Annotated in this window: 14 protein-coding genes; 5 read left to right on the top strand and 9 right to left on the bottom strand. The window is 61.5% G+C overall.

The annotated features are described in order from the left end of the window. Positions 1-55: 55 nt before the first annotated feature. Together VFO93_RS02505 and VFO93_RS02500 are read right to left on the bottom strand one after the other, a co-directional pair. Entirely contained in the window at positions 56-1,054 is a 999-nt protein-coding gene (locus tag VFO93_RS02505) for a glycoside hydrolase family 43 protein (protein ID WP_325132736.1), read from the bottom strand. Positions 1,055-1,093: 39 nt separating this feature from the next. Next, a complete protein-coding gene (locus VFO93_RS02500; RefSeq protein WP_325132735.1) occupies positions 1,094-2,089 on the bottom strand; it encodes an arabinan endo-1,5-alpha-L-arabinosidase in 996 nt (331 codons plus the stop codon). Between the two features lie 376 nt (positions 2,090-2,465). On the opposite strand from VFO93_RS02500, the gene VFO93_RS02495 reads away from it, so the two are divergent. From VFO93_RS02495 to VFO93_RS02485, 3 genes are all read left to right on the top strand, one after another. Next, entirely contained in the window at positions 2,466-3,545 is a 1,080-nt protein-coding gene (locus VFO93_RS02495) for a LacI family DNA-binding transcriptional regulator (RefSeq protein ID WP_325132734.1), read from the top strand. Positions 3,546-4,014: 469 nt separating this feature from the next. After that, on the top strand, positions 4,015-6,477 hold the full coding sequence (locus VFO93_RS02490) for an outer membrane beta-barrel protein (protein WP_325132733.1): 2,463 nt from the start codon (positions 4,015-4,017) through the stop codon (positions 6,475-6,477). A gap of 33 nt (positions 6,478-6,510) precedes the next feature. Then, entirely contained in the window at positions 6,511-7,470 is a 960-nt protein-coding gene (locus tag VFO93_RS02485) for an ABC transporter ATP-binding protein (protein ID WP_325132732.1), read from the top strand. A 188-nt stretch (positions 7,471-7,658) separates the two neighbouring features. Here VFO93_RS02485 and uvrB read toward each other — a convergent pair whose 3' ends face one another. From uvrB to VFO93_RS02465, 4 genes are all read right to left on the bottom strand, one after another. Further along, on the bottom strand, positions 7,659-9,704 hold the full coding sequence (uvrB, locus tag VFO93_RS02480) for an excinuclease ABC subunit UvrB (RefSeq protein ID WP_325132731.1): 2,046 nt from the start codon (positions 9,702-9,704) through the stop codon (positions 7,659-7,661). 163 nt (positions 9,705-9,867) lie between these two features. Next, complete coding sequence (locus VFO93_RS02475) at positions 9,868-10,248, bottom strand: DUF6970 domain-containing protein (RefSeq protein WP_325132730.1); 381 nt, start codon at positions 10,246-10,248, stop codon at positions 9,868-9,870. Between the two features lie 11 nt (positions 10,249-10,259). Continuing rightward, on the bottom strand, positions 10,260-11,882 hold the full coding sequence (locus VFO93_RS02470) for a hypothetical protein (protein ID WP_325132729.1): 1,623 nt from the start codon (positions 11,880-11,882) through the stop codon (positions 10,260-10,262). 14 nt (positions 11,883-11,896) lie between these two features. After that, entirely contained in the window at positions 11,897-12,535 is a 639-nt protein-coding gene (locus VFO93_RS02465; RefSeq protein ID WP_325132728.1) for a sigma-70 family RNA polymerase sigma factor, read from the bottom strand. A 349-nt stretch (positions 12,536-12,884) separates the two neighbouring features. Between VFO93_RS02465 and wrbA the strand changes: the two genes are divergently transcribed. Continuing rightward, a complete protein-coding gene (gene wrbA, locus VFO93_RS02460) occupies positions 12,885-13,499 on the top strand; it encodes an NAD(P)H:quinone oxidoreductase (RefSeq protein ID WP_325132726.1) in 615 nt (204 codons plus the stop codon). 63 nt (positions 13,500-13,562) lie between these two features. Here wrbA and VFO93_RS02455 read toward each other — a convergent pair whose 3' ends face one another. Further along, positions 13,563-14,309: a shikimate dehydrogenase gene (locus tag VFO93_RS02455; protein WP_325132725.1), complete on the bottom strand. Its 747-nt coding sequence runs from the start codon at positions 14,307-14,309 to the stop codon at positions 13,563-13,565. Between the two features lie 48 nt (positions 14,310-14,357). Further along, positions 14,358-15,032 (bottom strand): DedA family protein, encoded by a 675-nt coding sequence (locus VFO93_RS02450; RefSeq protein WP_325132724.1) that lies wholly within the window; start codon positions 15,030-15,032, stop codon positions 14,358-14,360. A gap of 906 nt (positions 15,033-15,938) precedes the next feature. Between VFO93_RS02450 and VFO93_RS02445 the strand changes: the two genes are divergently transcribed. Beyond that, positions 15,939-17,720, top strand: a complete 1,782-nt coding sequence (locus VFO93_RS02445; RefSeq protein ID WP_325132723.1) for a T9SS type A sorting domain-containing protein — start codon at positions 15,939-15,941, stop codon at positions 17,718-17,720. A gap of 90 nt (positions 17,721-17,810) precedes the next feature. Here VFO93_RS02445 and VFO93_RS02440 read toward each other — a convergent pair whose 3' ends face one another. Further along, positions 17,811-18,641: a phosphosulfolactate synthase gene (locus VFO93_RS02440; RefSeq protein WP_325132722.1), complete on the bottom strand. Its 831-nt coding sequence runs from the start codon at positions 18,639-18,641 to the stop codon at positions 17,811-17,813. Positions 18,642-18,759: the final 118 nt, after the last annotated feature.

Below are 18,759 nucleotides of genomic sequence, written 5' to 3'. Positions count from 1 at the left end.
AAGGGAGCCAGCAGTCGCTGGCTCCCTTTTTTTGGCTTTCGGTAAGCCCGGAAAACTACTTGGCGGCCTGCACGCCTTCGGTCGTCATGCGCACGCGCTGCATGGTGCCGTCTTTGTTATAGTTCAGATAATCAATGCACACCGAGCGGCGGTAGCTACTGCCCTTCTCGTTCATGCCGCCGTTGTGGTAGATGAAGTACGACTTGCCCTTGAAGTCAATGATGGCCTGGTGGTTAGTATTCGAGTTGCCGGCGATTTCATTGAGCAAACCCTTGTATTCCCACGGCCCGTCGAGGCTGCGGCTCATGGCGTAAGCTATTTTTTCGGGAAACTCGGTGGCGTAGCTCAGGTAGTACCAGCCGTTGCGCTCGTGTACCCACGGCGCTTCGGTGAAGCGCGGCAAGCCCTGCACAGTCTGGATGGGGCCGTCGAGCTCGGTCATGTTAGGCTTGAGTTTGGCGTAGTAGCAGGCCGTATTGCCCCAAAATAGGTAGGCCTGGCCGCTTTTATCAATGATAACCGTGGGGTCGATGTCATCCCAGCTGATACCGGTGGCCTTGGTCATGTCGTTGGTAATGAGCGCCGAGCCCCGCGCATCCTTAAACGGCCCAGTAGGATTATCGGCCACCGCCACCCCGATGGATTTGCCCCGGATGGTGCCGTGCTCTACGGCCACGTACCAGTAAAACTTGCCGTTGCGCGCTATCACCTGCGAGGCCCAGGCATCATCCTTGGCCCAGGCAAAATCGCTGACTTTCAGCGGCACCGGGTGCTCGGTCCAGTTCACCATGTCCTTCGACGAAAAGCACAGCCACTCGTGCATCTCGTAGCGCTCCTGCGGGGCCGGGGCCACGTCGTGGCCGGTGTAGAGGTACACCGTGCCGCCCTGCACCATGGCGGCCGGGTCGGCGGTGTACTTGGTTTTGATGATGGGATTGCCGCCCGCAGCGGGAGTAGGAGCGGCCGTTTGGGCCAGCGCCGGGCTGGCGGCCAGCAGCAGGCCCGTGAGGCAGGCCGAGGCAGGTAGCAAAAAGGAGAGCAGGTTGCGTAGCATGTAAAACTGAAAAATGGGATGGGAAAAAGTGAGAAAAGCTTACTTGGCCGCCGCCACGCGCGGCCAGCCGTCGGCGCTCCAGGCCAGGGGCTCGATGCGCAGCTTGGGGCGGCCGTTGTCGTGGCCGTCGTAGCCGTGAAACACCAGGTAGTCAACGCTATCGAACGTGGCCACGGCGTTGTGGCCCACGCCAAACCAGTTGGCATCACCCTGCAAAACCAGCGTGCCGCCGCCTTTTTCCATCGGCATGCCCGCTTGGTCGAGGTAGGGGCCGGTGACGGTGCGCGCCCGGCCCACCATCATTTTGTAGGTGCTTTGCGGGCCCCGGCAGCAGTAGTCGAACGACACGAAGAGGTAGTAAAACCCATTGCGCCGGAAGATAAACGGCCCCTCGATGGCCTCCTCGCCGGGCAGCGAGTCGGCGGGGGCGGCGTGGGGGCGGCGGGCCAGCGTGCGCCACTGCTGCGGCTCGGCCGGGCCGGTGAGGTCGGGCCGCAGCTGCACCAGCTTGATGCCATTCCAGAACGAGCCAAACGTGAGCCAGGGCGTGCCCTGGTCGTCGCGCACCAGGTTGGGGTCGATGGCGTTCCACATATCGCGCCCGGGCACCGACTCGATTACCGCGCCGTGGTCAACCCATTTGTAGTCGGGCGACTTGCTATCCAGAGTCTTAGTAGTAGCCAGGCCGATGGCCGAGCGGTTTTTGCCGAAGGTCGAAATCGAGTAAAACAGGCTGTACTGCCCATTGGCAAACGAGATGTCGGGTGCCCAGACGTGCCCTTTGAAGCCCGGCACGGCGCGCACGGCCCAGGCAGGCGGCGCGGCAAACACGGGCGGCTCGGGCTTCCACGCTTGGCGGTCTTTTGATGACCACACCGTGACGCCGTTGCCGGTGCCGAAGAGGTAGTACGTGCCGTTTTGGCGCGTCAGCACGGGGTCGTGAATGGGAATGGCGGGCGGCGCGGTTTGGGCCCGGCCTGGCAGGCTGCTGGCCAGCATGGCCAGGAAAAGAAATTTTTGCGCAACAGTTGCCATGCTGTTTAGATTATCGATTGTGTAACGTGGCGCTAACTTACGCCCGCTAATGCAATAACATCCCATTGTTAGCAAGGTGTATTTAGCAAAATTATTGAAGACTGTTGGCCATTTGTTGCACGATGTTGGCATACATGGCACAAACGTTTGTGTTTCTGTGCATATAAGTTTCCCCTCGATAGCCTTTAATGCTGCTCAATAATAAGTTGTGTAGCAGGCTTATTATCGCAGCTGGCTGGCTAACTTGGCCCACGGCAGGCCCTGAAACCGGCCGATAGGTGGCAGGGTTACAAGCTCTTCGTTTTCCTTCGGAGGGGCGCTAAATTTGTAGGGCAGGTCTGGTCGGTTTTCGCTTTGCCGGCTGCTATTCTACCCTATGAGTCTCCGCAAAAAGCAGTTGCCGGCCGGCCCGCCCGCCGCCGTATCGATGGCCGACCTGGCCCGCGAGCTCGGCGTATCGATGACGACCATCTCGCGCGCGCTGAGCGACCACCACAGCATTGGGGCGGCTACCAAGCAGCGGGTGCTGAAGCTCGCCAAAAAGCTCAACTACCAGCCCAACCACCTGGCCGCCGCCCTGCGCAAAGGCCAGAGCCGCCTGCTTGGCGTAGTGGTGCCGTACATCGAAGGCAAGTTCTTTCCTTCTGTTATTCAGGGTATTGAGCAAGCCGCCAGCCGCGCGGGCTTCAGCGTCATCGTGTGCCAGTCGCACGAAGACGTGCAACTGGAGCGCCGCAACGTGGAAACGCTGCTGCACGCGCAGGTGGCGGGCGTGCTGGTGTCGCTGGCCCGCAACACCCAGCAGTATCAGCACTTCGACAAGGTGCGGAGCCGGGGCATTCCGCTGGTGTTTTTCGACCGCATTCCGCCTACCGGGCTCGTAAACTCGGTGGTGCTCGACGACCACGCCGGGGCCTACCAGGCCACGCGCCACCTGCTGGAGCAGGGCTGCCGCCGCATCGCGCACCTAGCCGGGCCGCAGCACCTCAACATCTACCAGCAGCGCCGCCAAGGCTACCTCGATGCGCTGGCCACCTACGGTCTGGCCCCTGATGATGAGCTGCTGAACTACTCCGACATGACGCTGGAAGACGGCGCCCAGGCCATGCGCCAGTGGCTGGCCTTGCCCCAGCCGCCCGACAGCGTATTCGGAGCTGGCGACTCGGTGATTCTGGGTGCCCTGCAAGTGCTTAAAAGCCAGGGTATGCGCGTGCCGCAGGACGTGGCGCTGGCCGGCTTCAGCAACGAAGGCTTCACGGCCATTACCGAGCCGCAGCTCACTTCCGTGGACCAGCGCTGCGAAGAAATGGGTGAGGCCGTGGTGCGGCTGTTTCTGGAGCTGTCGGCCGCGCCCGAAGCCACGTTTATGCAGCGCCAGGTGGTGTTGCAGCCCGAGCTGTTCATCCGGGGCTCGTCGCAGCAAGGGGTGGCGCTACCGGTGGCTACCGTAGCCTAGATAACAGGCTGCTACCGTCGTAGGCAAACTGCCGGCCGGCCCGGTAAGGTGCTTGGTGAAGGGCAGGCCGGGTTATTTTTTTGAAGGGTAGAAGAGGCTGGCGCGGGCGGTAGCACTTGCCTGGTGCCGACCGTACCAGCGCTTGGCTGGCACCAGCTAGCTCGGTCGAATGGCATTGGTTAGTAGCGCGCTCGCCGGCCCAACGGTTTAGCCTCGGCCAAGTCGTTTTAGCAAAAGCCAAAGGCCGAAGGCAACAGTACGATAGAATCGCTAGTGCGGAGCTTAATAATTGCACTGCGCGCAAATGGGCTTTGAACTTAGGGGAGCGCTGCTGCACCTTTACGTGTTGCTACCTCAACTAAGGTAATTAGCCAGTAGAGAAACGGTGTGTAAGAGCTTTTTACCAGGCTAATGGGGGCGCAAGCAGCGGGAGAAGAAACCCGCAATGACCTGAGTTATGCCTGCCTATATGCCCAATTCTACCCTGTACTATATAAATTTTACGGTTTTAAGACGCGACTGGCGGCGGCTGGCGGGCGGCTGCCTGGCGCTGCTGCCGCTGGCCGCCCAAGCCCAGCAAGCCGCCGTGAGCGGCACCGTGTCCACTGCCGCTGGTGCCCCGCAGGAGTACGTGACCGTGACGCTGCACCGGGCCGCCGATTCGGCCGCCGTGAAAACCGAATACACCAACCGCCAGGGCTATTACCAGCTGCAAGCCGGGGCAGGGGGGCGCTACCTGGTGTCGGCGCAGCAGGTGGGGTTTCAGCGCTACTGGAGTGCGCCGTTTGAGCTGCCCGCCGCTGGGCTGGCGCTGCCGGCCATTGGGCTGGTGCCCGGTGCCACGGCGCTGCAAGGCGTGACCGTGACGGGCCGCCGGCCGCTGTACGAGCGCCTGGCCGACCGCACCGTGGTGAACGTGGCCGACAGCCCGCTGAGCGCCGGCGCAAGCACGCTGGAGGTGCTGGGCCGCGCCCCCGGTGTGACGCAGGATGCCAACGACAACCTGCGCCTGCGGGGCCGCGACGGCCTGCTGGTGTACCTCGATGGCAAGCGCGTGCCCCTCACCGGGCAGGACCTGGCCGACTACCTGCGCGCCCTGCCCGCCGAGCAGATTCAGTCTATCGAGCTGATAGCCAACCCGCCCGCCCGCTACGATGCGCAGGGCACGGCTGGCGTTATCGACATCAAGCTCAAGAAAGACCAGCGCCTGGGTTTGAACGGTAGCGCCAATGCCAGCTACGGGCGCGGGGTGTATGGTAAGCTGGTGGGCGGTGCCTCGCTCAACTACCGCCGCAAAAACCTGAACCTCTACGGCACCTACGCCTACACCAACCGCCGCGATTTTACACGCTTTAACTTCGACCGGCAGTTTGCCGCGTCGGGGCGCATGCCGAAGGGCAGCAGCCAGCAGTTTACCGAGCAGCTTACGTACCTGCGCACGCACAGCGCCAAGGCCGGGCTCGACCTGAATTTGTCGAAGCGCACGCTGCTGGGGTTTTCGGCCACGGGCCTGCTGAGTTACAGCACGGTGAACACGAGCAGCGAGGCACGGTTTTTTGACGAGCAGAGCGTGCTCAATGGCCACTACACCTCGCGCGCGCCGCAGCAGGTGCGCCGGCCCAATGGCTCACTCAACCTAAATTTGCGCCACGCGTTTGCCGACTCGGCCACGGCCAGCATTCTCAGCGCCGACCTCGACTATGCCCGCTACCACACCGAGCGGCTGCTCGAACTGTACGGCTACTACGAGGTGCCCACGCAGTACAGCGCGCTGCTCACCGGCGACCAGCGCAATGACCTGTCCATCGGCACGGCGCGGCTCGACTACAGCCGGCCGCTGCCCCACCGCCTGCACCTTGATGCTGGTGCCAAAGTGACCCAGGTGGTATCGACCAGCAGCGCGCTGCTTGCCTACGACACCGGGAGCGGCCTGACGCCGCTGCCCGATTTGTCGTACCCATTTCGCTACCGCGAAAACGTGAACGCCGTGTACCTGGACTTGCACAAAGCCACCGCTCGCACCACGCTGCAAGCTGGCCTGCGCGCCGAGCAAACCCGGACGCTGGCCGAGGCCTCGGGCCAGACCCTGAGCGAGCGGCGCTACTGGCAGCTGTTTCCGAGCCTGCTGGTGCAGCACACGCTCAGCAAAGCCAACGCACTGGCTTTGAGCGTAGCCCGGCGTATCGACCGCCCCAGCTACGGCCTGGTAAACCCGCTGCGCCTCTACCTCGACCCTACCTCGTACACCTCGGGCAACCCCGCCCTGCTGCCCCAAACCAGCTTCAACACCGAGCTGACGCACACCTACCAGGGCAAGTTTAGCACCGCCCTGGCGTATGCCTACACCGACCAGCCCTACGTGCAGGTGGTGCAGCCGACCGAAACTAGCCGCTCGGTGGTGAACCGCTTTACGAACCTGCGCGCCCTGCATTTCTACTCCCTTAGCTTGACTGCCCCGCTGGAAATAGCCGCCTGGTGGAGCTTGTATACCAATGCGATAGTCTACTACAGCCGCTACCAGGGCGAGCTCAACGGCACGGCCCTCGACCGGGGCCGGGCTGCCTTCAACCTCACGGCCAAAAACACCCTGACCCTGCCCGGCGGCTGGACGGCCGAGGTGAGCGGCCTCTACGAATCGTGGGAGGTAGTGGGCTACCAGCTCACCCGCGACCGGGGCCAGCTGGCCATCGGCCTGCAAAAAAGCCTGTGGCGCAACCAAGGCACGCTGCGCCTGAGCGTAGCCGACGTGCTGTACACCACGCCCATCCGGGGCACGTCGACCTACGACAACTTCACCGAAACCTTCTATCAGCGCAAAGACCAGCGCGTGGCCACGGCCGCGCTCACCTACCGCTTTGGCAACACCAAAGTGGCCGCCGCCCGCAAGCGCGCCGCCGGGGCCGACGATGAGCTGCGCCGCGCCGGGCAGTAGCCGGGGCCGCAGCCGCTTGCGTAAGCCTTTTATATGGATTTAGTAACCGTTTCCAACGTCAGCCTCGTCGAGCAGGGCGTCACCATCATCGCGCCCCTCAGCTTTGCGCAGCGCCAGGGCCAGCGGCTGGCCCTGGCCGGGGCCAGCGGGGCCGGCAAAAGCACGCTACTCCAGCTGGTGGCCGGGCTGGCGCAGCCCACTACGGGCGAAATCCGCATTGGCGGGGCGCGGGTGCGCGGGCCGCACGAGGTGCTGGTGCCGGGCCACCCCGGCGTGGCCTACCTGTCGCAAAAGTCTGACCTGCCGCACTCGCTGCGCGTGGAGCAGGTGCTGCGCTACGCCAGCCGCCGCCCCGCCGCCGAGGCGCAGGCGTTGTACGAGCTCTGCCGCATCGCGCACTTGCTGGGCCGGCGCACCGACCAGCTTTCGGGCGGCGAGCAGCAGCGCGTGGCCATGGCCCGGCTGCTGCTGGGTGCGCCGCGCCTGCTCTTGCTCGACGAGCCGTTCTCGAACCTTGACCGCGCCCACAAGCGCACCATGCAGGCCATTATTGAGGAAGTAGGTACGCGCCTGGGTATCACCTGCCTGCTCGTGTCGCACGATGCCACCGACGTGCTGCCCTGGGCCGACGAGATACTGGTGCTGCGCCGCGGCGAGCTGGTGCAGCGCGGCACGCCCCAAGCACTCTACTACCAGCCCGCCAACGAGTATGTGGCCGCCCTCTTCGGCGACTACAACCTGCTGCGTGGCCCCGCCGCGCAGCGCCTTGCGCCCGCGCCCCTCGCCCCCGGTGCCGCGCTACTGCTGCGCCCCGAGCAAGTACACATTGGCCCCAGCGGCGGCGAAGGGCTGCCCGGCACCGTGCGGGCCGTGCGGTTTATGGGCAGCTACTACGAGGTCGAAATTGAGCTGGCCGATAGCGTGGTGCGGGCGCGCACCAGCACGGCGGCCTTCGCGCCCGGCGCGGCGGTAGCAGTGGCTGCTACTCAATAATTTCCTCGGATTTGATTCTATGGCGATATGGCTTTTCGGGTAGTAATATATCTGTTAGTCAGATTTTTGGTAATATTTGTTGTGAAAAATAAGCCAAAAAGCGGCGGCACCAACTAATAGGCACCGCCGCTTTTCGGCTTGAGCTACTCTGCTACTTGTGCAGCTGCTAGCATTCGGCCGCTTCGCGGCTACTCCCGCTTGCCCTTCAGGGCCTGCTTGAGCGCGCCGAGCTCGTCGCGCAGCTTGGCGGCCGTCAGGAAGTCCAGGTCTTTGGCGGCGGCCTCCATCTGCTTTTCGGTGGTTTTGATGAGCTTTTCGAGCTCGGCGCGGTTCATCATCGCCACTACCGGCTCGGCGGCCATGGCCAGGGCGGCGTCGCCGGTGGCGTAGGGCGCGGCCGGGGCCTGGCTTTCGGCAATGCGGTAGTCGGCCAGGTCGGTTTGGCCCATAATCTGGGCGTGGCTTTTGCGCACGGTTTTGGGCGTGATGCCGTGCTCCTCGTTGTAAGCCATCTGGGTGGCGCGGCGGCGGTTGGTTTCGTCCATCGCGCGCTGCATCGAGCCCGTTACGCGGTCGGCGTAGAGAATAACCTTGCCGCGCTCGTTGCGCGCCGCCCGGCCCATGGTCTGAATCAGCGAGCGCTGGTCGCGCAGGAAGCCTTCTTTATCAGCATCCAGAATGGCTACCAAACTCACCTCCGGCAAGTCCAGCCCTTCGCGCAGCAGGTTTACGCCGATGAGTACATCAACCTCGCCCAGCCGCAGGCGGCGCAGAATCTCCACGCGGTCAAGCGTCTTCACGTCCGAGTGAATGTATTCGACCTTGATGCCCAGGCGCTCCATGTACTTGCTCAACTCCTCGGCCATGCGCTTGGTGAGCGTGGTCACGAGCACGCGGTCACCTTCCTTCACGCGGTTGTCGACCTCGTCGAGCAGGTCGTCAATCTGGTTGATGCTGGGCCGCAGGTCAATTTCGGGGTCGAGCAAACCCGTGGGGCGGATAATCTGCTCTACTACCACGCCGTTGGCCTGGGTCAGCTCATAGTCGGCCGGCGTGGCGCTCACGAACACTGCCTGCCGGTACATGCTCTCAAACTCGTTGAAGGTCAGCGGTCTATTATCAAACGCCGACGGTAGCCGGAAACCGTACTCGATAAGGGCCGTTTTGCGCGAGCGGTCGCCGCCCCACATGGCCCGGATTTGTGGAATGGTGGCGTGGCTTTCATCGACTACCAACAGGTAGTCGTCGGGGAAGTAGTCGAGCAGGCAGAACGGCCGCGAGCCCGGCTCGCGCCGGTCGAAATAGCGCGAGTAGTTCTCGATGCCCGAGCAGTAGCCCAGCTCGCGTATCATTTCCAGGTCGAACTCGGTGCGCTCCTGAATGCGGCGCGCCTCCACGTCGCGGCCCTCCTTCTCGAAGTACTTGTGCTGGGCCATCATGTCGTCCTGAATCTCGTGGATGGCGGTGTTCAGCGTTTCCTTACCCGTCACGAAGAGGTTGGCGGGGTAGAGGGTCGCGCTTTTCTCGTCGCTCAGCTTTTTGCCGCTGGCCGGGTCGATTTTCTGCACCGCCTCTATCTCGTCGCCAAAAAAGAAAATGCGGTACGCAAAGTCGGCGTAGGCCGGAAACACGTCCACGGTGTCGCCCTTCACCCGAAACGAGCCGCGCGTAAACTCCATCTCGGTACGCGAGTACAGAATCTGCACGAACTGGTAGAGCAAATTATTGCGCGACACGCGCAGGCCGGGCGCCAGGAAAATGACGTTTTTGCCGAATTCCTCGGGGTTGCCGATGCCATAGATGCACGACACCGAGGCCACTACCACCACGTCGCGCCGCCCGCTGAGCAGGGTAGAGGTCGTGTGCAGCCGCAGCTTCTCGATTTCTTCGTTAATGGCTAAGTCCTTCTCAATGAATACGTCGGAGCTGGCGATATAGGCCTCGGGCTGGTAGTAGTCGTAGTAGCTGATGTAGTACTCGACGGCATTGTTGGGGAAAAACGCCTTGAACTCGCCGTAGAGCTGGGCGGCCAGCGTCTTGTTGTGGCACAGCACCAGGGCCGGCTTGCCGGTTTCGGCAATCACGTTGGCCATCGTGAAGGTTTTGCCGGTGCCCGTGGCCCCGAGCAGCACCTGCGCCGGCTCGCCCGTGTTCACGCCCTGCACGAGCTGGGCAATGGCGGCGGGCTGGTCGCCGGTGGGCTTAAATTCAGAAGTAAGCTGGTACGTAGACATAAAACGGGCGCAGTCGGCCGGGAAAAGGCCAGCTAACTTAACCCGGAACGGGCAGCTTGGGTTTCTTAGGATGTAAGAAAGTAAGGGAATGAAAAAGGTGCGAAAGTGATAGAGTGAGGAAGTAAATTACTAAGACGCCTTACTCATCCACTCATTCACTTCACTAGCGCGGGTCGCGCCACACCAGTTTCTTATCGGTAGCCTTCTCGTTGAAATCCGGGCACTGTCCGTCGCCCCGGCCCGTGAAGCCGCCGCTGGGCGCGCACAGCGGCCGCAGGCAGGCGTCATACACGGTGTTGTACTGGTCGCAGCAATCGGCCGATACGAGGTAGACCTTCTGGCCTTGGTACTTGTACTCCCATATTTCATAGGAGGGGCTGGCCTTGGGCTGGGCTTGCAGCTCGGCTATCTTGGCCTTGATGCCCTCGGGCGGGCAGGGCGTGGCGGCCGCCTGGGTTTGGGCGGCGGCTTTATTTTGGGCCGGGCACCGGGTAGCCAGCAGCGGCAGCGCACCCAGCCAGGCCAGATAAACCAAGCGTTTCATCAGCAATCAGCTTAATACTTGGCGGGCACCGGCCGGAGGCCTCCCCCAAACTCGAAGCCCGCTTCCAGGCCTACGCTGTAGGGGCGCTGCTGTTGCAGGAAGCTGCGGTCGGTTTCGGCATTCAGCGACTGCACGCCGGCCTCGGCGGTGGGGCCCACGTTCAGGCCCCAGCCCTGGCCGGCGGGGCGGTAGCGCACCCCGGCGCTGCCGCGCAGTATGGCCGTGAAGCGGCGGTAGGGCGAGCTGGCCGAAAACGCCGAGTAGGTGCGCGTGGCTTCGGAGTTGCCGGCTACCTCGCCGCGCACGCTCAGCAGCGCGCTCACAATGGCTCCGATGCGCCCATAGAACGATACCCCGGCTTTGGCCTGGTTGTCGTATTGCAGCTCAAAGGGCACGCCCACCGAGCGGTAGCGGAACGACGATTCTTGCAGCTCGCGCGAAACGGGCGGCGCAATGCTACCCACGCTGGGCGTGGCGCTGTAGCTGGTGGGGTCGGCTACCTGCTGGCCGGTAAATGCCGCCGACGTGGCCGAATAGGCCGTTTGCTGCGCTACCTCCACGCCTGTGCCCAGCGACCAGTGCCCGCCCAGCCAGCGCGTGGCCCGCAGCGTGAGGCGCTGGCCCAGGCCGGGCCGCAGGTTGGCGCGGTACTCGGCAGCGGCGGCCCGCGTCAGGCTCACCGTGTTGAGGCCCAGCGCCGAGTTGTAGTCGCTGCCGCTGCGGCTAAAGTCGATATTGGGCTGAAAGGCCGTGATGGCATATTCGGCCCCATAGCGCCAGCGCCGCAGCTGCGTGGGCGCAGGCGGCAGCTCCTTGGCCACCAGCTCGGCGGGCGGGCCGGCGGGCGCAGCCAAGGCCAGGCTCGCCAGGCGGGTTGCCAGCGCGGCTTCGCCCGAGCGGCCGTTTACTTCGGTAGCAGTCAGGGTCTGGCTGAGGCCGGCCGGTGCCGGCTGCTCATCGCTCGCGTAGCTGCCGGTGCGGTAGCTAAAAGGCAAGCCAGTAGCCGTTTCAGCTGAAGGCGAAGTAGAAGTTGCGGCAATAGCGTAGGCGTTGGGTGAGGAAAAAGTAAGCGCACGCGAGGCTCCGGCCCCGTAGGCCTGGGCACCGGCTGCGCGCCCGGCTTGGCCGCTGGCCACAAGCCCGGTGCCAGCGACTGGCTGGCCTACGTGGCTCGGTGCCAGCGAGCGGTAGGCTGCTGGCTGCCCAGTGAGTTGACCGCCCACTACCGGGCGGCCAGTAGCTGCCAGCTGCCCGGTAGCACCGGCAGTAGTGGCGTTTGCGTTGAGAACTGCCGCTTCAGTTGCTGCGCCGCTTGGGTGTGGGCTCACGGCCCCGGCCACGGCGCGGCGGGCCGCGTCGGTGCGGGCGTTGGCGCTGGCCAGGGTAGCGGTAGCCTGTTGCTGGCTGTGCCACCAGCCGCCCCCGGCCAGGGTAGCCAGCAGCAGGCTGGCCGCCATGCCCCAGCGGTGCACCAGCAGGCGGCGGCGGTATTTTTCGTTTTGGGCTAGTAGCAGGCTATTGTCGATATGCTCCCACACGGCGGGGCGCGGCGGCACGGCGGCCGCCTCGCTTTCCAGCAAGTGGTGGCGAAATAAATCTTCGAGGCTGCCCTTGGGCGGCGGTTGCGAGTGCATAGTAGAAGTGTAATTTAAGATAGCGGCCGCGCCTGCCCCGACAGGCGCGCTAATTTGGTTTGGAGCACTACCCGCGCCCGGGCGTACTGCGACTTGCTGGTGCCTTCCGAGATTTCCAGCATCTCGCCTATTTCCTTGTGCGTGTAGCCCTCGATGGCATAGAGGTTAAACACCATGCGGTAGCGCGGGGCCAGCTCCTGCACCACGGCCAGCAGCTCGCCGTAGGTGTAGTTGCTGAAAGTAAACTCCTCGCTGGCCAGCGTTTCGGGGTAGTCGCCGTCGCTCACGGCCACCAGCGGGGCGTTGCGGCGGTGCTGGCGCAGGGCCGCGTTTATCATTACCCGCCGTATCCAGAACTCCAGCGGGCACTCGCGCCGAAAGCTGCCCAGCGTGCGAAACACCGTCACGAAGCCTTCTTGCAGTACGTCCTCGGCCTCAAACGTGGTTTGGGCGTAGCGCAAACACACGGCCATCATGCGGGCGGCGTACTTCTCATACAGCTGTTTTTGAGCCAGCTGCTGGCCGTGCAGGCAGCCATCGATGAGCTCGTCTTCGGTGGGCACGGCGCGGGCCGCCGGGCGGCTCGCGGTAAGGCTGCCCGAGCGCGCGGGCAGGTCTTGGCCAAACGAAGCGGGCCAGGCAAGGGCACTCATAGCTGGCACCGGGCCCGGCCGGTAGGTAGGCAGTTCGACATAAAAGGCAACGCGACGAAAAAGGAAAAATAGCGGGCAAACATCCTATCGCACAAATCCAACTGCCATTAAGAAGCTATTGCCCGCCTAAGTGTTGCATAGGTGAAGTCAAAAAAGCAGTTATAAAATTAACAGGTTGTCAATAAGTCGCTTGTATTGCATAAGTCGTTTTTAATCGAGTAATGTAGCTACATATAATGTGGATACATGGGTTGTTTGTTACTTTTAGCTCGTCCAGCTGAAAACAGCAGCCAAGCGCGGCCGTACACAGCTGGCAAGTTTTACTTTTTTTCCTTCTCATTTCTCATTCATGAAGACCCTCGTTCTGTTTTACTCCACCTATGGCCACGTGTGGCACCTGGCCGAAGCCATAGCCGAAGGTGCCCGCGAAATAGCTGGCAACGACGTAGTAGTGAAGCGCGTGCCCGAAACACTACCCAAGGAAGTGCTTGATAAAACCGGGGCTACGGGCGCGCAGGCGGCCTTTGCCCACGTGCCCGTGGCCACGCCCGACGAGCTGGCCGACTACGACGCCATCATCTTCGGCACGCCCACGCGCTATGGCAACCTCTGTGGCCAGATGCAGGCCTTCATGGACAGCACCGGCGGCCTGTGGGCCAAGGGCGCGCTGGTGGGTAAGGTAGGTGGGGCTTTCGTGAGCACCGCCACCCAGCACGGCGGCCAGGAAGAAACCCTGCGCGCCTTCCACACCGAGCTGCTGCACCACGGCTTCGTCATCGTGGGCTTGCCCTACGCCTGGCAGGGCCAGATGGGCCACACCGAAGTAACCGGCGGCACGCCCTACGGCGCCAGCACGGTAGCTGGTGGCCAGGGCGAGCGCCAGCCCAGCGCCAACGAGCTCGAAGGTGCCCGTTTCCAGGGCCGCCACACGGCCGACATTGCCAAGAAGGTGTCGGGTAAGTAGTTCGATTAATTGGGGTAATGGGAGTAATCAAACAATCTTGATTATTCCCATTACCCCAATTACTTAATTATTCCCATTCCAAATGGCCCACGCGGCTTCGGCTTGCCGCTCCAGCATGTCGAAGCCGTTTTTGGTATGGGCCCCTGTTTCGCGGGCCTGCCGCAGGAATAGCGTTTCGCGGGGGTTATACACTAGGTCGTAGACGTAATGCTGCGGCGTGAGTGCCGCGTAGGGCAGGGGCGGGCAGGCCGCCACGTTGGGGTAGGTGCCCAGCGGCGTGGTATTGATGATGAGCGGGTGCGCGGCCAGTACCTCCGGCGTGAGGTCGGCGTAGGTGAGGTGAGGCCCCATGATATCGCGCGAAACCAGCCAGTAGGCAATGCCCAGCTCGCGCAAAGCCACGGCCACGGCCTTGGCCGCGCCACCGGTGCCCAGCACCAGCGCCCGCCCCCCCGCCGCCGGCGTGGGGTAGAAGGTGCGCAGCGACTCGCGAAAGCCTACATAATCAGTATTGTGGCCAATAAGCCGGCCATCGGCCTGAATCTCAATTACGTTGACGGCCCCAACGCGGGCAGCCGACGAGGCCACGTCGTGCAGGTAGGGCCACACCTGCTCTTTGTAGGGAATCGTGACGTTGAGGCCGGCCAGGTCGGGGTGCCGGGCCAGCAGGCCAGGCAGCTCGCTCGCGGCGGCCAGCTCAAACAGCTCGTAGCGGTAGTCGTCCAGCCCCAGCTGGTAGAACTTCTGGGTGAAATAAGTCTGGGAAAAAGAATGCGCCAGCGAGCGCCCCACAAGCCCGAAAGTGCGCATAAGTCGGCCGAAATAAAGCGTAAAGCAAAAAAGAAGCGCCCCAAGTGGCTACGCCGCCGGCCGGCGGCCCGCCGCCAGCTTGCCCCGGATGAACTGCCACAGCGGCGGCAGCACCGAGAATAGCACTATGCCGTAAATAACGACCGTGAAGTTGTTTTTCACCCACGGAATCGACCCCAGAAAGTACCCGGCGAGCGTGAGCGAAATCACCCATAGCAACGCTCCTACGATGCTGTAAGACACGAAGGTGCGGTACGTCATGGTGCCCACGCCGGCCACGAAAGGCGCGAACGTGCGCACGATTGGTACGAAACGTGCCATGATGATGGTCTGGCCGCCGTGCTTGGCATAAAATGCCTGCGTTTGCTCCAGATACTTCCGCTTCAGCAGCTTGAAATCTTCCCGGAAAACGCGCGGCCCGAGGTAGTCGCCGATAAAATAATTGAGATTATCGCCCAGAAAAGCTGCCAGCAACAGCAGCGGAATCAAATAGAAAAGGTTCAGTAGTGGCTGCCCGGTTTCGGGGTTGGGCTGGGCCGCCAGCGCGCCGGCCACGAAAAGCAGCGAATCGCCGGGCAGGAAGGGGAAAACGACTACCCCCGTTTCGGTGAAAATAATGAGAAATAACAGCAGATAAGTCAGGTTGCCATACTCATGCACTACGTCGACAAGGGTTTTGTCGAGGTGAAGAATGAGGTCGAAGAAGTGCTTGATAAGCTCCATGCGAAGAAGTAAGTGAAGCTACAAAGTAAGGGCCGGGCTATTTAGCGCGATAGCAATACGCCGGGATAAGCGTATTAACTAACTAATAAACTCGTCTTTGCAGAAGGCTAAATGAATGAGAAGTGGTAGGATGAAAGCGGTATAAAGTAGGACGGCTATAATATATCTCCCTTCGATTTAAAATAATTTTAATTATTATAATGCTTATAAGCAGATACTTGTGTGGGTTAAGGCTGAGTTAGGTGCACCTTTCTAAATCAATGGCATTTTTTTAAGAACCTTAATCTACTTTTTTATAGCGCCGTATACGCCCCAACACTCGCTCTTTTTTCTGAAAAAAACCGCAAGTATTACCTCCACCTTCTTTTCTACATGAACACATTAACTACCTCCACCCGAAAGCCTGGTGCCGCGCTACTGCTGCTGCTCATGGCTTTCCTGTTGCGCGGCATGTCGGCCCAGGCGCAAGTAGCCGCTTTCACCGACGATGACATCGCGCTGCAAATCCAAAACAGCGGGGGCACGCTACAGCCCGCCGTAAACTACGCGGGCTCGCGCAACAACTTTCCTTACAGAAGATATACCCGGCTAGGCCAGGCAGGGGCAACTACCGCAGTAGCACCTCCTCAATTAGGTACGTTCGACCTTAACGGAACCAGCGCACTCCTGTTAAAAACGTCTTCTATACAGGGTTCTATTACCAGTGATAGCACTACGTTGGATGCTGCAATGTTTAGCTACCGTGTTTATCCGGTATCGAACACTACCAATAAACCGGCCTATACGAATGTTGCCTTCTCGCCAGTTCAAACTGTAACGGGATTTACCGGCAACAATACTATTAATGTCGACTTGCTAGGCGGCCTTACCAGTGGCGGTCGATACATAATAGAAGTTCGTTATTCGGTGACCATTACGCGCACCACTTTCGATGGCAGTGGGACTAAGTATACTGATACGAAAACCATCTATGACCTCAGCGGGGGGAATGACTATTTCTACGCCGAGTTTTATGTGACGCCGCCGCCCACCACAGCCCCAGGCGGCACTACGGTGTGGCAGAGCACCAACACCGGTACCAACGGTACCAACTGGTTTTCGGCAGCCAACTGGGATAACGGCGTACCCAACGCGCAGGCTGACGCGGTTATTCCGGAAAATACTACGGGCTCCAACATCGTTTTCCCGATTCTTAATAACCGCAGCGTAAACTATGCTGTGCGCAACCTAACGTTGAATGGCACTACCAATTCGGGCCGTGCCCAGTTGACTATTCAGGGAGCCGTGTTGCATGTATATGGTAATATCTCGCAGAGAAGCGGTGGCCTCGTAGGCTCGGTAACTGACCGGCCGGGCGTAGCTGACTCGACGGCCAACTCAACGCTGATACTGGCGGGTGGCAACCAATACATTACGGGCCGGCTGTTCGTGCCCGATATCATTGTGGCAGGCTCAGGCGTTAAATCGGTAGCCAACACGCTGGCGCCCACCAACACCATCTCGCTACGGCCCAAGTCAGTAACTACCGGGGTTATCATTCAGACTGCCGCCGACCCCAACGGCACAAATACTTATCAGTTTGATACGTCGGGCATCTCAGCCATCAACCTTGGCACTACGGGGGCTATTAACACGACTCCGGGTAGCAATGAAACGAACGTGTCGTATATCAAAGGCATCGTTATCGCGACTGGACCGCTGGCTGCGGGCAGCACCACTCGGTTTGGCAATATCGGGCTGGAGTTTACTTCCAACCATCCGGCCACGCAGGTTATTGTGCAGCGCATCGTCGGCGACCCGTTGCTGGGCCCCACGAACACGGGCGCTCAGCAGCCCAAGCCCATCAAGCGGCAGTACTTCATTTCGGGTGACGATAACAGCAACTCGTCCAGCACGGCTGGCTCGACCAACCGCATCGTGTTTCGCTACCTCGATTCTTCTGACGAGCTGAATGGCATCGCAGAAAGCAACCTGATGTTGTTTAGCACGACCACCGGCGCAGCACCATACATGCCGTATGCAAGCACGCTGGACACCAACGCCAACACCGTAACGCAGGCCGATGTGCCGTCGCAGCCCAGCTACTACCTCACGCTCGGCGACCGCACCAACCCGCTGCCCGTGACGCTGGTAAGCTTCACGGCCGCCCGCAGCGGCGAAAACGCGCAGCTCGCCTGGGCTACGGCGTCAGAGAAAAACAACCGCGGTTTCGAGGTGCAGGTATCGGCCGATGGCAAAACCTTCCGCACGCTGAGCTTTGTGGCCAGCAAAGGCAGCAACAGCAGCACCAACCTCGACTACAAGTACACCGATACCGAAGCTGGCAAGGCTGGCTTGCGCTACTACCGCCTGCGTCAGGTTGACTTCGACGGCACCGACTCGTACTCGCCGGTACGGGCCGTGAGCTTCGACGGGGCCGGCGCGCTGGCCGCCGAGCTGAACGTGTACCCCAACCCGGTAACGGGTAGCGACGCTCGCCTGTTCATCCAAACGGCCGAAGTAGGCAACGCCCACCTCCGTATTACCGACCTGATGGGCCGCACGATTATCGACCAGACCATCGTCACCGCCAACGGTAGCACCGAGGCCAAACTCACCGCTCTCGACAACGTCAAGAGCGGCACTTATCTGGCGCAGCTTACGCTGCCCTCGGGCCAGGTAAAGACCCTCAAAGTGCAGAAGCAGTAGCCCACGCTACCTGCCGCAAACAGAAAAGCCGGCTCCCCACGCGGGGAGCCGGCTTTTTTATTATTGCTGGCTTAAAAATAATGCCGGCTGCTAGCCGCGCGGCATCGAGGTGCCGGGTTTGCCCGACTTGGCCTCGGGCAAGAACATGGGGTCGACGGCATCCATGTCCAGGAAGTGCGAGAACGTGTCGCCGCGCAAGCCCAGGCGAATGGTTTCGAGGCTCACGATTTCGTTGGGCGCGATGTTACCTAGGTTCACGTTGGCCCCCAGCAGCTTGATAAACCACACCTGCTGCGCCTTCTGCGGCGCTTCCCAGATGATGCGCTCCGACGGAATTTTGGTCAGAATCTCCTCGACCAGGCCCGAGCGCACCTCGCCGGTGCTGCGAAACAAGCCCACGTTGCCGCCCTCGCGGGCCTCGCCGATTACCTTCATGGCGCCAGCGTCGAGCTCGGCCTGCATCTGCGAAATCCACTTGTAGGGCGGAATAATCTTCTCGGCGTCTTTCGAGCCTACCTCGCTCAGCACGCGCACCGACTTGCTGAGCTCGCGAATAAACTCGCATTTGCGGTCGTGCGCCAGGTCAATGCTGCCGTCCGACACCTCGGCGTATTCCAGCCCGAACGAGTCGAGCAGGCGGCGGTAGTCGTCGAACTGATTGCGGATGATGAACGCCTCGAACAGCGTGCCGCCCAGGTACACCGGCAGGCCGGCCGCGCGGTACACTTCCAGCTTGCGCTTGAGGTTGGGCGTCACGTAGGAGGTAGCCCAGCCCAGCTTCACGATGTCGGCATACGGCGCGCCCACCTCCAGAAAGTCTTCTACTTCCCGAATGCTCAGGCCCTTGTCCATCATCATGGTGTAGCCCTGCTCACGGGGTTTTTGCGTGCGCTCGGGCAGCTGCGATAACGAGTAGTTCATCAAGTTTAGTAAGAAATGACGTGGTGCTCAGTAGTAAGCCTAAGTAGCCCTAACCGCAGAGCGCCGACTTGGTTTTCAGCAATAAGAAAGCCGCCTGCTCGGCGAGCAGGCGGCCACA

The organism is Hymenobacter sp., from assembly GCF_035709525.1.
In the GTDB taxonomy this organism is placed as follows: Bacteria; Bacteroidota; Bacteroidia; order Cytophagales; family Hymenobacteraceae; genus Hymenobacter.
This window is presented reverse-complemented; position numbering and strand designations above follow the sequence as displayed.

Bases quoted from the DNA above. Each gene is read 5' to 3' on its own strand.
- uvrB (WP_325132731.1), bottom strand. From the start codon at position 9,704: ATGTCTACGTACCAGCTTACTTCTGAATTTAAGCCCACCGGCGACCAG.
- VFO93_RS02440 (WP_325132722.1), bottom strand. From the start codon at position 18,641: ATGAACTACTCGTTATCGCAGCTGCCCGAGCGCACGCAAAAACCCCGT.
- VFO93_RS02495 (WP_325132734.1), top strand. From the start codon at position 2,466: ATGAGTCTCCGCAAAAAGCAGTTGCCGGCCGGCCCGCCCGCCGCCGTA.
- VFO93_RS02485 (WP_325132732.1), top strand. From the start codon at position 6,511: ATGGATTTAGTAACCGTTTCCAACGTCAGCCTCGTCGAGCAGGGCGTC.
- VFO93_RS02465 (WP_325132728.1), bottom strand. From the start codon at position 12,535: ATGAGTGCCCTTGCCTGGCCCGCTTCGTTTGGCCAAGACCTGCCCGCG.
- wrbA (WP_325132726.1), top strand. From the start codon at position 12,885: ATGAAGACCCTCGTTCTGTTTTACTCCACCTATGGCCACGTGTGGCAC.
- VFO93_RS02455 (WP_325132725.1), bottom strand. From the start codon at position 14,309: ATGCGCACTTTCGGGCTTGTGGGGCGCTCGCTGGCGCATTCTTTTTCC.
- VFO93_RS02470 (WP_325132729.1), bottom strand. From the start codon at position 11,882: ATGCACTCGCAACCGCCGCCCAAGGGCAGCCTCGAAGATTTATTTCGC.
- VFO93_RS02500 (WP_325132735.1), bottom strand. From the start codon at position 2,089: ATGGCAACTGTTGCGCAAAAATTTCTTTTCCTGGCCATGCTGGCCAGC.
- VFO93_RS02505 (WP_325132736.1), bottom strand. From the start codon at position 1,054: ATGCTACGCAACCTGCTCTCCTTTTTGCTACCTGCCTCGGCCTGCCTC.
- VFO93_RS02475 (WP_325132730.1), bottom strand. From the start codon at position 10,248: ATGAAACGCTTGGTTTATCTGGCCTGGCTGGGTGCGCTGCCGCTGCTG.
- VFO93_RS02450 (WP_325132724.1), bottom strand. From the start codon at position 15,032: ATGGAGCTTATCAAGCACTTCTTCGACCTCATTCTTCACCTCGACAAA.
- VFO93_RS02490 (WP_325132733.1), top strand. From the start codon at position 4,015: ATGCCCAATTCTACCCTGTACTATATAAATTTTACGGTTTTAAGACGC.